Source organism: Bradyrhizobium sp. USDA 4451 (assembly GCF_054822585.1).
In genome coordinates, this window is record NZ_JBTRCH010000001.1 from 3,701,968 (window position 1) to 3,715,400 (window position 13,433).

Below are 13,433 nucleotides of genomic sequence, written 5' to 3' on the forward strand. Positions count from 1 at the left end.
TCGCACGCCGCCGAACTGCAAGTCACCCGAACTGCGCGACCATGGCAGACCACAGACGCCAGATTTCGGGGGACTTTTCATCGACGGCGGTCTGCACCATGACCAGCTTGGAGGGCGGATCAACGAGGATGCGCTGACCGAGGTGCCCCAGGAGCGCGAATTGTCGTCTGCTGCCGGGAAACAGGTAGACCTGATAGCCGTACCCGAACCCTCCTTCGGCCTTTGCCAGATACGGCTCGGAGGCGCGCACCGTGGTCGCATCGATCATCCACTGTGTAGGTATGATCTGTTTGCTCTCCCACGCTCCGTCGTGGGCCAGCAGACGGGCGAGCCGCGCGTAGTCGCGCAGTACCGCATTGAAGAACCCGTGCGCTACCTCATAGCCTTCCGCATCAATCAGCCATTTGGCATCAGCTTCAGTGCCAATCGGCTGCCAGACTTTTTCCTGGAGATAGCCGCACATTGATTGACCGGTTGCGTAACGCAGCACGAGACCAAGCACATCCGTCTCGATGCTGGAGTAATGGAATCGCGTCCCCGGCGGCGCGATCCGTTGGTTGAATTGTGCAATGCTGGCAACGGTGCCTTTTTGGGTCCAGTGCTTGCGCACCATGTCGTCCCACAGGCGATCGAGGTCGTCTCCGCTGCCTTTCGCTTCGTCGTTCTCTTCACCGAACTTCACGCCAGACGACATGTGCAGCAGCGCGCGGATCGGCGTTGCACCGTATTCCGTGCCTTTCAAGCCGGGAACATAGGTCTCGGCAGCATCGTCGATCGACTTGATCGCGCCTTCCGCGGTCGCGATCCCTATCAGCATGCCGGTGATGGATTTTGCCATCGACTGCGATATCAGGCGGTCTCGATCGGTGCGGCCGTACTGATAGTGCTCGACCAGAATCCGATCGTCCTTGGCGATCAACAGGCCCGTCACCGGATTGCGCGCCAGATAATCCACAAGCGAAGTGCGATTCCCCTTGTACTGGTAGCTGACATCCGCAGGCGTTCGCTTGAAGGGCCAGGCCGTGGCCGCGCGATCGACTTGACGCGTCGGGAATATCTCGTCGTAATGACTGAATGCGCCGACGCGATATTTTGGCGCCGGATTGCCGGGCTGGTAGATCCGCCACCGGTCCTTGATCGGGTAGTTCTCGGTCGCCCCGTAAAGTTCGGCGTCCGGGCCATCAGCGGAAAAAGACGGATCACCACCGATTTCGGCAGCCCAACTCCAATTCGCCGATGCCACAACGCAAGTTGCCGCCAGTCCAGTCAGGACAGGGCGTCGTGAGAGTGCTTTCCCGGCGCCGGTATCGGACTTTGAAGGACTTATCATGGCTCCCCCTTCCTGCCGCCGAACGTACGCGGTTTCGTGCCGAACGACCATGCATCTATGTCTGCTTAGGGAAGGCGACGTTCCTGTGGTCGGACCGCGAGTCCGCTTTTTTAAGTCTCGAACGCGGACAGGATTTAGGGGCGCTCACCTTAGCCTGCGGCCAGCGCGTCCGTTCCGCGCGCTACGTCAGCTCTTCCGGATCGTCGGCCGCGCGCATCCGCGCGATGCTGTCTTCCGTTGCTGCGCTACCTGTCGCCGCGATCGCGATCTCGCGGGCAAGATTGGTGCATTCGGCCCACAGCAGGAAGAACACCAGCGGCGGCCGCTCACGCGCCTCCAGCATCTGCCGGCAACGTTCCGCCGCGCCGTCGAGCGCCCACCACTGCCGGGCAACGACCATGACCTTGCGGAAGCTGCGCAGCGTGCCGGAAAATTTTTGCGGATCGGCCCCCACGATGGTGCCGCAATGGTTCAGCCAGTTCAGTGCCGCGTAGATCGCAATCCCGTAGTCCTCGATCGTGGTGCCGGTGAAATCGACGACGGTCTTGTCGTGCGCGCGCTGGCGCAGGAACGCGTCGATCATCTCGGGTTGACGGGCCGGATCGATCAGTAGCGAGTTGTCCTGCCGCGGCACCATCGGTACGTAACGCATCGCTTCGAGCCGGGTGTGCTCCCAGATCGCCCTGCTGTCGCCGAGCAGGTCGCCGGGCTTGCGCTTGCAGGCCGGATAGACCAGCACGCCGTTGTCGGAAAGATCGAGATAGCGCGGCACCACCTTGTCGAGCGCGGCGAGAAACGCCGATGGATCGGTCAGGCCGCGCAGGTCGCTGGCGGCATCCTCCGCTTGTACAGGCTTGTTGACGCGTGTCCAGCCGAAATTGGCCATCCCGGGCGCCCCGATCTCAACCTTGTCCGTCAGGTTAGATGGAAAATGCGACGAAGCAAATGCGGCATTTGCGGTGACGGGACCGCGCCCGCGCTGCCGGTTGACGTGGGAAACCGCCATGCCTAGCTCAGGGTTATTCGTGTGCAATGCAGGTTTTGTCACGCCTTCGGGACCGATCGCCAATGACTGCTTCTGACCGCCAATCGCATTGGCAGACCGTCTACCTGACCAAGGGTGAGCAGCAGGTGAGCTGGTCGCAGGCCGATCCGCAGCCATCGCTGCGCCTGATCGAATCGGTCGCACCCAGCCGCGACGCGTCGATCATCGATGTCGGCGGCGGGGCCTCGCGCCTCGTCGATGCGCTGCTTGTGCGCGGCTTCCACGATCTGACGGTGCTCGACCTCTCGGAAGCGGCGCTGGCGAGCGCCCGGGAACGGATCGGCGCGGCAGGCGACGCGGTGCGCTGGATCGCCGGCGATGCGACGGTCTGGCAGCCGCCGCAGGCGTTCGACATCTGGCACGATCGTGCGGCGTTTCATTTTCTGGTCGAGGAAACGGAGCGCGCGGCCTATCTGGAGAGACTGCATCGTGGCGTCACGGCCGGCGGCCACGCCGTGATCGGCACCTTTGCGCTGGACGGTCCGCAAAAATGCAGCGGCCTGCCGGTGCAGCGCTATGATCCGACCACGCTCAGCCGGATCGTCGGACCGGCATTCGAAGTGATCGCGCATGAGGCGCACCGGCACGTCACGCCGTGGGGCGCGACGCAGTCGTTCCAATTCAGTGTGCTGCGGCGGACGTGACCGGCCGCCGAAGGAGGAGAGATGAGATGACGGACGCGCCACGCACGATCGGCGAGATCGCGAGCTACCACGCCCATGTCTATTACGATCCGGCCACCAGCCGCGGCGAAGCGGAACGGCTGCGTAACTGGCTGGGCGAGCGCTTCCTGGTCACGCTCGGGCGCTGGCATGACGTCAAGGTCGGCCCGCACGACCAGGCGATGTACCAGGTGGCGTTCGCGGCCGAGCTGTTTCCGACCCTGGTGCCGTGGCTGATGCTCAACCATGGCAGCCTGAGCATCCTGGTCCACCCCAACACCACCAATCCGCGCCGCGATCATCGCGGCGATCCGCTCTGGATCGGCGCGCCGCTGGCGGTCCATGCCGACAAGCTGCCCGAAGAGGCCGAGATGGAGCAGGCGCCGGCGCCGAACACGCAGCCGACATTGCGTCCCTGAGCCTTATCGACCGGATCGCCGGATTGCGTAAAGTTTGAAGCGATTGTGTTACAACCAAGTCGTTTCAAACTCATTGCGTTTTGCAACGTGAGGTTAAGTCGCGATTCCTAGGCTGACCCGGCAATTTCAGAGTCGGGCGCATTGGGCATGTTCTTTTCGTTTCGAAGCTGGTCACTGTGGCGGGTGGTGGGGCCGCTGCTGGCGATCGTGCTGCTGCTGGCCGGCCTGTCGGCCGGGAGCCTGCAGGTGATGTCCGCGGTGCGGGCCTATGTGGCGGGCGAAAGCCTGTGGTCGAAGGGGCAGAAGGACGCCATTCGCGATCTTCAGATCTATGTCTCGACCGGCGCACCGCTCTATCTGCGGAAGTTCGATGCCGCGATCGCGGTACCGCTGGCCGATCGCACGGCGCGGCGCGCGCTGGAATCGCCGGGCAACAATGACGCCGTGGCCCGCGCCGGCTTCGCCGCGGCGGGCAATCATGATGACGACATTGGCGGCCTGATCTGGCTGTTCAAATATTTCCGCACGATGCATCACGTCGCCGGCGCGGTCACGGCCTGGCGCAATTCCGATGCGTTGCTCGATCAGCTGATCGACATCAGGAACGAGGCCGCGAACGATGTCGCGCTGCATGATCCGTCGGCCGCGACCATCAGGCACTGGGTCGAGCGGATCGGTGTGGTCGATGCGGCACTGAGCACGCTGGCGGTCGATTTCTCCGATCATCTGGGCAAGGCGTCGCGCCAGGTCTCCGCGCTGCTGCTGCTGGTCAATCTCGTGATCGCGGCCTGCCTGGCCGGCATCGTGCTGTTCCACACCAGGCGGATGCTGTGGCGGCGCTGGCTTGCCGAGACCGCGCTTGCCGTCGAGAAGGAGCGCGCCCAGCTCACGCTGGCCTCGATCGGCGATGCGGTCATCGTCACCACGCAGGACGATCGCGTCGGCTACATGAACGCCGCCGCGCAGCGGCTGGTGGCGTTGGAGCGGGACGTCACCGGCTGGCAGCTGTCATCGCTGTTCAACATCGCCGAGCAGCCGGTGCGGGGATCGTTCCAGAGCGGCGAGGCCGACGGCGAGAGCCGGCCGCAGCAGCGGCTCCTGGTGCGGCCGGATCATTCCAGCGTGCCGGTTTCGGTGGTCGAGACCCCGATCGTGCATGCCGGCGAACCGGCCGGCCGTGTCATGATCATTCACGACATGACCGCCGAGCGGCGGCTGGTCGAGGAATTGGCCTGGGCCGCCTCGCATGACGCGCTGACCGGGCTTGCGAACCGGCGCCAGTTCGAGTTCGAGCTGCACAAGGCGATGTCGGGTGCGCCGTCTGATGGCGCCGACCTGATGCTGATCGATCTCGATCAGTTCAAGATCGTCAACGACACCTGCGGCCACATGGCGGGCGACCGGCTGCTGAAGCAGGTGGCGCGGCTGCTGGCTGCGGAGGTTGGCGACAGCGGGCTGGTGGCGCGGCTTGGCGGCGACGAATTCGGCATCCTGCTGCGCGACGACGGCTCGGCCACGCATGACGTCGCGGCCGACGCCGCGGAGCGGATCAGGGCCGTGGTCGAGCAGTCGAACTTCGTCCATGAGGGCTCGAGCTTCCGGATCAGCGCCAGCATCGGCCTGGTCGGGCTTGCCGACAGCGCCGGGGTGCAGGATGCGCTGCGGCTCGCCGACGTCGCCTGCTTCCTCGCCAAGGACAAGGGCCGCAATCGCGTCCAGGAGCACCGTCCGTCCGATACCGGCATGGCGGTGCGGGTCGCCGAGATGAGCTGGGTCAATCGCATCCGCAAGGGATTGGACGAGGGGCGCTTCTGCCTCTACGAGCAGGAGATCCGCCCGCTGAACGGCACGCTGAAGGGCCACGACCGGCGCGAGCTGTTGCTGCGGCTGCGCGACGAGAGCGGCGCCATGGTGCCGCCCGGCAGCTTCCTGCCGGCGGCCGAACGCTATGGCCTGATGCCGCTGATCGATCGCTGGGTGGTTCGCCGCGCCTTCGAGATCATCGCCGAGCGCAAGCGCGACCCGCGCAAGATCGCGAGCTATGCGATCAATCTGTCCGGCGCCACCATCGGCGACAGCGACTTCGTCGACTTCGTCGCCGCCCTGTTTGCTGAGCTTGATGTCTCGCCGGCGGTGGTGTGTTTCGAGATCACCGAGACCAGCGCGATCTCCAATCTCGACGAGGCCCAGACCTTCATCGCGCGGCTGCGCGAGATCGGCTGCAGTTTCTCGCTCGACGATTTCGGCACCGGCATGTCCTCGATCGCCTATCTCAAGCATCTGCCGGTCGACGTCATCAAGATCGACGGCTCGTTCGTGAAGGAGATCCTGAACAGCAAGGTCGATCGCGCGATGGTCGAGATGATCACCAAGACCGCCAAGATCATGCAGAAGCAGGTGGTCGCGGAGTTTGTCGAGAGCCTCGCGATCCTGGACGAGCTGCGCCAGATCGGCGTCGACTACGTCCAGGGTTACGCCATCGGGAAGCCGGTGCCGGTGCTCACGCTACGCGAGGAAAAGATCGCCTGAGTCGCCGAAATTGTCCCGAATCGGGACATTTTCGGCTGCTTTGGCCTGGCGAAGGCTGATTCCCGGCACTTTCCATCCGAAAAACGTTTAAAAATCCTGTCGTTGCCGGCTTCGTCTCGATTATGCCTTACTCTAATTCCCTGATATGATGCGTGATCGGTGAATCCCATGTGGGCCGGGTAACAGGCTCCAGAGCACCGTACTTGGGGATGATGGGTCAACGTACGACGAAAGCTGCCGCGCGTCAGTCGAGCCGCGGCATGTCTCTGGTGGGCAGCACGGCGTTCGCCGCGACGGCGCTCGTCCTGTCGTCTGGCCTTGCCGCCTGGGTGGTCGGCATCGACCCGACCGCATGGCTGCACGGACCCGCGTTCGCCAACACCGCCGCATCGCTGAACTTCGACGATCGCTTCGGCTCGCGCTCCACGATCAACACGGCTTCGCTGTATTACCCCCTTCGCCGCGGATTCCGTTCGAGCCGCGGCGATTTCAATTCCGAGTTCGGTCAGATCGAGGACGCGCTGGCCGGTCAGCTGCGCGACACCCAGACCGAGCTGCCGGTCAGCCAGCCGGCGACAGCGTCGGTCGCGGCCACAACGACGACCCCATCCGCCTCTGCGGTGCCGATGCCGCGCTCGCGGCCGGCCGAAGCCAATCTGCTGGCGCGGAACGATCAGCCGCCGCCACCTCCGCAGGCGCCGCAGGGCGACAACCGGACCTTCCTGCAGAAGATCGCCGACATGATGCCGGGCAAGATCCAGCTTGCCTCGATCGATCCGAACGACGGCCTGCTGTCCGGTCCGAGCCCCGATCTCGGCGCACTTGGCTATGACAGCACCACGGCGGTGTACGACATCACCGGCCGCATCGTGTACATGCCCGACGGCACCAAATTCGAGGCGCATTCGGGCCTCGGCAATCTGCTCGACGATCCCGCGCATGTGAACGCCCGCAACGCCGGTGCGACGCCGCCCGGCATCTACGAGATGAAGCCGCGCGAAAAGCTGTTCCACGGCGTGCCGGCGCTGCGCATGACCCCGGTCGACGGCAGCGACACGTTCGGTCGTGTCGGCCTGCTGGTCCACAGCTACATGCTCGGACCGAACGGCGACTCCAATGGCTGCATCTCGGTCAAGCACTACGACCGCTTCCTGCAGGCCTACCGCAACGGCACGATCAAGCGCATCGCCGTCGTGATCAGCATCAAGGACGTCAAGTCGGCCTCGACGCGCTCCGCGTCGAACTCATAAGCCGCGAGTAGCGTCGCCGTTACCACATGCTCGATTGTCATCACCCGCGAAAGCGGGTGATCCAGTACGCCGCGGCCTCTCGATTCAAGCGCTAGCGCCTCTGGAATACTGGATCGCCCGATCCCGTCTCCGCCAAGGCTTCGACGAGGCTCTTGCTTTCAGGCGCGCCGAAGCTCAAGCGGAGGCGGCGAGCCGGGCGATGACAGCGCGTTGTGCGGAGATGCTGCCCCGCATTTTTCCGGCTCATGCTTTAGCCGATCTCTTTCCTGACAATCCCAGCGGCGTCACACATCGCCTTGAGTTTTCCGAACGCGACCTGCCGCGGCATGTACTTCATGCCGCAGTCCGGCGCGACCACCAGCCGCTCGGCCGGCACATGCTTCAGGCCGTTGCGAATCCGGTCGGCGACCACCGTCGCGGGTTCGATCTCGGGATTGCCGAGGTCGAGTACGCCGAGCATGATCGTCTTCGATGATAGATCCCTGAGCACGCCGAGATCGAGTTTCGGCTGTGCCGCCTCGATCGAGATCTGGTCGGCGATGGTGTCGTCGAGCTCCGCGAGGAAGGAATAGCCGGCCGGCTTGGTCGAGCCCGGTACCACGGCGGCATAGCCGAAGCAGAGATGCACCACGGTCGGGATGGTGATGCCCTCCAGTGCGCGGTTGATCGCCTTCACCGCATAGCGCTTCGCGAGTTCCGGATTGTTGCGCACCCAGGGTTCGTCGAGCTGGATGACGTCGGCACCGGCCTTCTCGAGGTCGCGCGCCTCGGCATTGACGGCCTCGGCGAAGGCCATCGCGAGCTCCTCGTCGTCCTTGTAGAACTCGTTCTTGGCCTGCTGGCTCATCGTGAACGGGCCGGGCAGGGTGATCTTCGCGGCACGGTCGGTGTTCCTGCGCAGGAACTGCATGTCGTGCAGCTCCACCGGTCCCCTGCGCTTCACCGGGCCGACCACGCGCGGCACCGGCGTCTGCGTGTTGCCGGTGCGTGCGGTGATGACAGCGGGATTGTCGGCATCGACACCCTCGAGCGCCGTGGAGAACCGGTTGGAGTAGCTCTCGCGGCGGATCTCGCCGTCGGTGACGATGTCGATGCCGGCGCGCTCCATGTCGCGGATCGCGACGACGGTCGCGTCGTCCTGCGCTTCCTCGAGATGCTCGGCCGGCAGCCGCCACATCGCGTGCATGCGGGTGCGCGGCACCGATTTCGACAGCATGGCGCGATCGACCAGCCATTCCGGCTGCGGGTAGCTGCCGACGACGGTGGTCGGCAGCAGATGCGTGGGCAGGTTCATGATGTCCTCCTTCTTGTTGGTAGTGCGGCCCGATCAGGCTGCGCGCGTCGCGCTTGCCGCGGTTTCGTCCTGCACCGGATTGCGCAGCACGCCGATGCCGGAGATCTCGACCTCGACGACGTCGCCGTCCTTCATCCACAGCGGCGGCGTGCGATAGGCGCCGACGCCGCCGGTGGTGCCGGTGACGATGACGTCGCCCGGCACCAGCTCGGTGAAGGTCGAGCAATAGGCGATCAGGGTGGCGACGTCGAACACGAGGTCCGAGATCGGCGCGGCCTGCACCTCGACGCCGTTGAGGCGGGTCGCGATGTGCTGCTGGCCGATGTCGGTCAGCTCGTCTGATGTCACCATCCAGGGTCCGAAACCGCCGGTGCCGACGAAATTCTTGCCGGGCGCGAATTGCGAGGTGTGGCGCTGCCAGTCGCGGATGCTGCCGTCGTTGTAGCAGGCATAGCCCGCGACATGGGCGAGCGCCGCCTCGCGCGGGATGCGGCGGCCGGGCTTGCCGATGATCACGGCCATTTCGCCCTCATAGTCGAAGCGCTCCGATTCCAGCGGCCGGATCATCGGCTGGCCGGCACCGACCTGGCTGTTGGCGAAGCGGGTGAAGATCATCGGATGCGGCGGCGTCGGATGACCGCTCTCGGCGAGATGCGTCGCATAGTTGACGCCGATGCAGAAGATCTTGTCCGGATCGGGCACGGTCGGCAGCAGCTCGACGTCCTTCAACGCGTGGTCAGCGGGCTCACCCTGCAGCTTCTTCAGCTCATTCAGCGAGCCCGTCGTCAGCAGCGCCTTCAGCGTCGGATACGGCTTCAGCCGCCTGCCGGCGTCGATCACCCCCGCATCGGTCACGATGCCGTAGCTTGCGGCACCGGCCGCCTTGAAACTTGCGATCTTCATGGTCTCTCACTCTGTTCGATGGAGGAAACATAGGCTTCGATGGGCAGCGCGATCTCGCCGTTGCGGATCGGGATGCATTGCGGCGGAAAATCCTGACGGAAGCGGGCGCCGTTCGCCGCGGCGCGATCGAGGAACCCTTCGAGACGGGTCATCGCGCCGGTCGGCAGATCGTGCAGCACCAGCAGCGTCCATGGCTGCGTCCGGCATTGCGCGAGCGCGCGCTCGGTCCAGCCGCCGGGGTCATCCCAGTCGTGCGGGATCGCGTTCCAGAGCACGCAGCTGTGCTTGTGGTGCGCGAGATAGTCGACCACGGAGGGTTTCAGCAGCCGCTCGTCGAGATTGCCGCCGCCGCCGAACGGCCGGAACCAGCGATTGGGATGCGTGAGGTCGCCGATCACAGCCTGGGTGCGGCCGATCTCGCGCTCGGCCGTGTCCGCGGCGGCTTGCAGGCCGAGCGGCGTGCTGTGCGTAAAGGTGTGATTGCCGATCCAGTGGCCGTCGTCGCGTGCGCGGGCGGCGAGGCGGCGGCGCGCGGGATCGCCGAGCTTCTCGCCGATCACGAAGAATGTCGCCTTGATGCCGCGCTCGGCCAGGATATCGAGCACGCGCGGCGTCACGTCGGGCTCGGGGCCATTGTCGAATGTCAGCGTGAGGTCGAACATTTCAGCGATCCCCTCACGTCGCCGGCTGCATCGCGCCGGAGCCGACCTCGTCGGCGGCGCTCTGGCCGGCGCGCGTGCCGGTCTGCCAGATCGCGGCCTTGCGCTCGACCCAGCGGATCGCGCTATTGAAGGCGATCGCCATGAACAGCACCAGCAGCACGCCGGCGAACACGTGCGGGCTGTCGAGGATGGTGCGGTAGCGCGAGATCAGATAGCCGATGCCGGCGGAGGAGATCAGCATCTCCGAAACCACGACGCCGACGATGACCAGCGCGCCGCCGATCCGCAGGCCCGACAGCACGGTCGGGATCGCGGCGGGAATGATGACGCGGACCAGCCGCTGGCTCAGCGTCGCGCCCATGCTGCGCGCGGCGAGCAGCAATTGCGGGTCGATGGTCTGGATCCCGGCCGCGGTCGCCAGCATGGTCGGCAGGAAACCGTAGATCGACGCGAAGGCGATCTTGGATTCGGAGCCGATGCCGAGCCACACGGTGAACACCGGATAAAGGATCACGAGCGGCACCGCATAGAGGCTCGAGACCATCGGCATGATCAGCAGTCGCGGCCGCGGCAGGCTGCCGACGACGGCGCCGAGCAGGATGCCGCCGCCGCAGGCGAACGCCATCGAGACCGCGACCTCGTAGAGCGTCACCGCCAGCGCGTGGCCATATTCGGCCGCCTCGTTCCAGCCGGCGAGCAGGGTGGAGGACAGCGACGGCAGGAACAACTCGGGGATCAGGCCGGTGCGCGGCAATAGCTCCCACAGCACGAGCAGGCCTGCGACGATCAGATGACGAAGGGTTTTCGCGCTCATCGCCGTCTCACGCCGATTTGCGGATGTGCCGCCAGATGCGGTCGCGCAGCGCGCCGAAAGCATCGCCGCTCAGCATCTCGTAGGTCCGCGGCCGCGGCAGATTGACTTGCAATTGATCGACGATGCGGCCCGGCCGCGGCGACATCACGATCACCTCGTCGGCGAGATAGACCGCTTCCGTCAGGCTGTGGGTGACGAACACGATGGTCTTGCCGGTGGCGGCCCAGATCCGCAGCAGCTCGTCGCCCATCGTCATGCGGGTCTGCTCGTCGAGCGCGGCGAACGGCTCGTCCATCAGCAGCACCGGTGGGTCCTGCACCAGGCCGCGCGCGATCGAGACGCGCTGCTTCATGCCGCCGGACAATTCGTGCGGGTGGCGCTTGCCGAAGCCCTCGAGGCCGACGAGCTTGAGCGCATCCTGCGTCTTGGCCCGGCGCTCCGCCTTGGCGACGCCGCGCAGCGCCAGCGGAAACTCGACATTGTCTTCGGCGGTCAGCCAGGGAAACAGGCTCGCTTCCTGGAACACGACGCCGACCCGGTTCGGGTCCGGCTGCGGGATCGGCGCGCCGTTGATGGTGATGCTGCCCGAGGTCTGCGCGCGCAGCCCGGCCATCATCATCAGGAGCGTCGACTTGCCGCAGCCGCTCGGGCCGACCAGCACGACGAAGCGTCCCGGCTTGATGTCGAGCGAGACATTCTCCAGTGCGACGACGTCCTGCGACTTGGTCCGGAACACCTGCCCGACATTCCGCACCTCGATCGCGCCGGCGCGCGGCGCAGGCTTCAACGGTGTCACGTTCGCCAATGGCTGCATCGTGTTTCCACCCATCTGATCAGTTCATTGAAGGTCATGGCGATCGCGGCGACCATCACGACGCCGGCGAGCAGCTGCTTCATCTGGAAGTTCTCGCCCCAGGTCGCGATCTGGTGGCCGATGCCGTCGCGCGAGGCGTACATCTCGGCGAGGATCACGCCGGTGAGGTTGAAGATCATCGAGATCCGCAGCGCTTCCAGCAGCACCGGCAGCATGCTCGGCAGATAGACGCGGAACGCGGTCTGCGCGCGCGTGGCGCCGTAGGAGCGGGCCACCGTCAGATGCTCGACCTTGACCGACTCGACAGCCGTCGTGGTCGACATGATCACGATGAAGATGGTCGAGAAGAAGCCGAAGCCGACCTTCTGGGCGAAGCCGACGCCGAACACCAGGATGAACATCGGCAGGAAGATCGATTTCGGGATGCTGAAGGCGAAGAACAGCAATGGCTTGGCGACATCGGCAAAATAGCGGTTCTCCGCGATCAGGAAGCCGATCAGCGCGCCCATGGGCACCGCGAGCGCGAAGGCGGTCAGCACCTCGGTTGCGGTCACCATGAGGTCGGTCCGGACGCTCGACCGTTGCAAGAGGTCGCCGAGGGTGGCGAGCGTATCCCATGCCGACGGCAGCAGGCGGGGATTGACGAGGCCGGTCCGCGACAGCATTTCCCACAGCGCGAAGATCGCGATCACGATCGCGACCCGCGCGAGCTTGATGGTGAGGGTGGCCTGCATCTTATGGCCTGGTCGGAACCGGCTTGAATTTGGTCGAGATCACGTCCTCGACCGGAACGATGTCCTTCAATCCGCCGAGCTTGGCGAGATCGAGCGACAGCTGCACCGCCGCCGGCACGTTGGCCGCGGCCATGTCGCCTTCGGTCTCGAGCTTCATGATGGTGTTGTCATATTCCATCGCGGCGATCTCGGGCGGCATCTCGTAGAGGTCGGCGATCAGCTTCACGGTGACGTCGCGGTTGGCGCGCATGAACTGCACGGCGCCATAGAGCGCGTTGACGGCCTTCTGCACCACCTCCGGCTTGGCCTCGGCGAACTTGTCGAGCACGATCCAGCCCGCGGTGAGGTTCGGCGGTGCCGCGGTCGCATAGTCGAGGATGGTCTTGGCTTCGCCCGACTTGGCGACCTGGAAGCTGAGCGGCGAATAGACCACGGCGGCATCGACATTGCCGGCAAGCAGGTTCGGCACCAGGCCGCCGCCGCCGACCGGCACGCGGGTGAAGTCGATCTTCCTGTCCTGGATGGTCCAGAGCGCGAGCAGGTCGGAGCCGGAGCCCGCCGCGGTGATCCCGACTTTCTTGCCGTTGAGATCCTTGACCTCGAGCGTGGACTTGGCCGGCACCATCAGCTGCCAGCCGAAATTGCCCATCGCAGCATTGGCGACGATCCGCGACATCACGCCCTTCTTGCGGCCGGCCGATACCAGCGACGGCGGATCGAGGATGATGTCGGCGGCTCCGGCCGCCATGCCCTCGAAGGTCTCGGCGCCGCTGCGATAGACCGTCAGCTCCGCCTTGATGCCTTCCTTCTCGAACAGCTTCTGCCGCACCGCGGTCTCGGCGATCGTCGTCGGCCAATAGGTCTTGGTCGGCAGGCCGACGCGGATCGTGTCGGCGGCGACCGCTGGGCCGGCCAGCAGGGTGGTGGCGATCAGGGTTGCCAGCGCGCGGCGGCGCGTGATGCTCATGGTTCTGTTT

At 65.3% G+C, this 13,433-nt stretch carries 13 protein-coding genes; 4 read left to right on the forward strand and 9 right to left on the reverse strand.

All coding sequences use genetic code 11. The features are described 5' to 3' along the window. Positions 1-22 precede the first annotated feature (22 nt). Entirely contained in the window at positions 23-1,243 is a 1,221-nt protein-coding gene (locus ACVMB0_RS17090; RefSeq protein WP_461347044.1) for a serine hydrolase domain-containing protein, read from the reverse strand. 268 nt (positions 1,244-1,511) lie between these two features. Then, positions 1,512-2,336 carry a hypothetical protein gene (locus ACVMB0_RS17095; RefSeq protein WP_461347045.1) on the reverse strand — a complete coding sequence of 275 codons (825 nt, stop codon included), beginning with the start codon at positions 2,334-2,336 and terminating at the stop codon, positions 1,512-1,514. Between the two features lie 62 nt (positions 2,337-2,398). Here ACVMB0_RS17095 and ACVMB0_RS17100 point away from each other — a divergent pair, with 62 nt between their 5' ends. The 4 genes from ACVMB0_RS17100 to ACVMB0_RS17115 all read left to right on the forward strand — a co-directional run bounded on the left by ACVMB0_RS17100 (position 2,399) and on the right by ACVMB0_RS17115 (position 7,235). Further along, entirely contained in the window at positions 2,399-3,019 is a 621-nt protein-coding gene (locus ACVMB0_RS17100; protein ID WP_461347046.1) for a class I SAM-dependent methyltransferase, read from the forward strand. Between the two features lie 26 nt (positions 3,020-3,045). Beyond that, a complete protein-coding gene (locus ACVMB0_RS17105) occupies positions 3,046-3,456 on the forward strand; it encodes a DOPA 4,5-dioxygenase family protein (RefSeq protein WP_461347047.1) in 411 nt (136 codons plus the stop codon). 147 nt (positions 3,457-3,603) lie between these two features. Further along, positions 3,604-5,985, forward strand: a complete 2,382-nt coding sequence (locus ACVMB0_RS17110) for a putative bifunctional diguanylate cyclase/phosphodiesterase (protein WP_461347048.1) — start codon at positions 3,604-3,606, stop codon at positions 5,983-5,985. 260 nt (positions 5,986-6,245) lie between these two features. Next, positions 6,246-7,235 carry a DUF2778 domain-containing protein gene (locus ACVMB0_RS17115; RefSeq protein WP_461347049.1) on the forward strand — a complete coding sequence of 330 codons (990 nt, stop codon included), beginning with the start codon at positions 6,246-6,248 and terminating at the stop codon, positions 7,233-7,235. Positions 7,236-7,485: 250 nt separating this feature from the next. Here the strand turns inward: ACVMB0_RS17115 and ACVMB0_RS17120 are convergent, their stop codons facing one another. From ACVMB0_RS17120 to ACVMB0_RS17150, 7 genes are read right to left on the reverse strand one after another with little or no spacing between them, the layout of a single operon-like run. After that, on the reverse strand, positions 7,486-8,529 hold the full coding sequence (locus tag ACVMB0_RS17120) for a 5-methyltetrahydropteroyltriglutamate--homocysteine methyltransferase (protein ID WP_461347050.1): 1,044 nt from the start codon (positions 8,527-8,529) through the stop codon (positions 7,486-7,488). A gap of 33 nt (positions 8,530-8,562) precedes the next feature. Further along, entirely contained in the window at positions 8,563-9,432 is an 870-nt protein-coding gene (locus ACVMB0_RS17125) for a fumarylacetoacetate hydrolase family protein (protein ID WP_461347051.1), read from the reverse strand. Further along, a complete protein-coding gene (locus ACVMB0_RS17130; protein WP_461347052.1) occupies positions 9,429-10,094 on the reverse strand; it encodes a polysaccharide deacetylase family protein in 666 nt (221 codons plus the stop codon). Before ACVMB0_RS17130 ends, ACVMB0_RS17125 begins: the two co-directional genes overlap by 4 nt. Positions 10,095-10,107: 13 nt before the next feature. Further along, the gene (locus tag ACVMB0_RS17135; protein WP_456749733.1) at positions 10,108-10,908 is read right to left on the reverse strand and encodes an ABC transporter permease; all 801 of its coding nucleotides are present in this window, start codon (positions 10,906-10,908) and stop codon (positions 10,108-10,110) included. Positions 10,909-10,915: 7 nt separating this feature from the next. Further along, positions 10,916-11,722, reverse strand: a complete 807-nt coding sequence (locus tag ACVMB0_RS17140; RefSeq protein WP_461347053.1) for an ABC transporter ATP-binding protein — start codon at positions 11,720-11,722, stop codon at positions 10,916-10,918. Beyond that, on the reverse strand, positions 11,701-12,456 hold the full coding sequence (locus ACVMB0_RS17145; RefSeq protein WP_461347054.1) for an ABC transporter permease: 756 nt from the start codon (positions 12,454-12,456) through the stop codon (positions 11,701-11,703). The genes ACVMB0_RS17140 and ACVMB0_RS17145 overlap by 22 nt, the downstream gene beginning before the upstream one ends. A gap of 1 nt (position 12,457) precedes the next feature. Beyond that, a complete protein-coding gene (locus tag ACVMB0_RS17150) occupies positions 12,458-13,423 on the reverse strand; it encodes an ABC transporter substrate-binding protein (protein ID WP_461347055.1) in 966 nt (321 codons plus the stop codon). Between the last annotated feature and the right edge of the window lie 10 nt (positions 13,424-13,433).

Coding starts and splice junctions, on each gene's coding strand:
- ACVMB0_RS17125 (WP_461347051.1), bottom strand. CDS start 9,432: ATGAAGATCGCAAGTTTCAAGGCGGCCGGTGCCGCAAGCTACGGCATC.
- ACVMB0_RS17130 (WP_461347052.1), bottom strand. CDS start 10,094: ATGTTCGACCTCACGCTGACATTCGACAATGGCCCCGAGCCCGACGTG.
- ACVMB0_RS17100 (WP_461347046.1), top strand. CDS start 2,399: ATGACTGCTTCTGACCGCCAATCGCATTGGCAGACCGTCTACCTGACC.
- ACVMB0_RS17105 (WP_461347047.1), top strand. CDS start 3,046: ATGACGGACGCGCCACGCACGATCGGCGAGATCGCGAGCTACCACGCC.
- ACVMB0_RS17135 (WP_456749733.1), bottom strand. CDS start 10,908: ATGAGCGCGAAAACCCTTCGTCATCTGATCGTCGCAGGCCTGCTCGTG.
- ACVMB0_RS17145 (WP_461347054.1), bottom strand. CDS start 12,456: ATGCAGGCCACCCTCACCATCAAGCTCGCGCGGGTCGCGATCGTGATC.
- ACVMB0_RS17115 (WP_461347049.1), top strand. CDS start 6,246: ATGTCTCTGGTGGGCAGCACGGCGTTCGCCGCGACGGCGCTCGTCCTG.
- ACVMB0_RS17120 (WP_461347050.1), bottom strand. CDS start 8,529: ATGAACCTGCCCACGCATCTGCTGCCGACCACCGTCGTCGGCAGCTAC.
- ACVMB0_RS17095 (WP_461347045.1), bottom strand. CDS start 2,336: ATGGCGGTTTCCCACGTCAACCGGCAGCGCGGGCGCGGTCCCGTCACC.
- ACVMB0_RS17140 (WP_461347053.1), bottom strand. CDS start 11,722: ATGCAGCCATTGGCGAACGTGACACCGTTGAAGCCTGCGCCGCGCGCC.
- ACVMB0_RS17150 (WP_461347055.1), bottom strand. CDS start 13,423: ATGAGCATCACGCGCCGCCGCGCGCTGGCAACCCTGATCGCCACCACC.
- ACVMB0_RS17110 (WP_461347048.1), top strand. CDS start 3,604: ATGTTCTTTTCGTTTCGAAGCTGGTCACTGTGGCGGGTGGTGGGGCCG.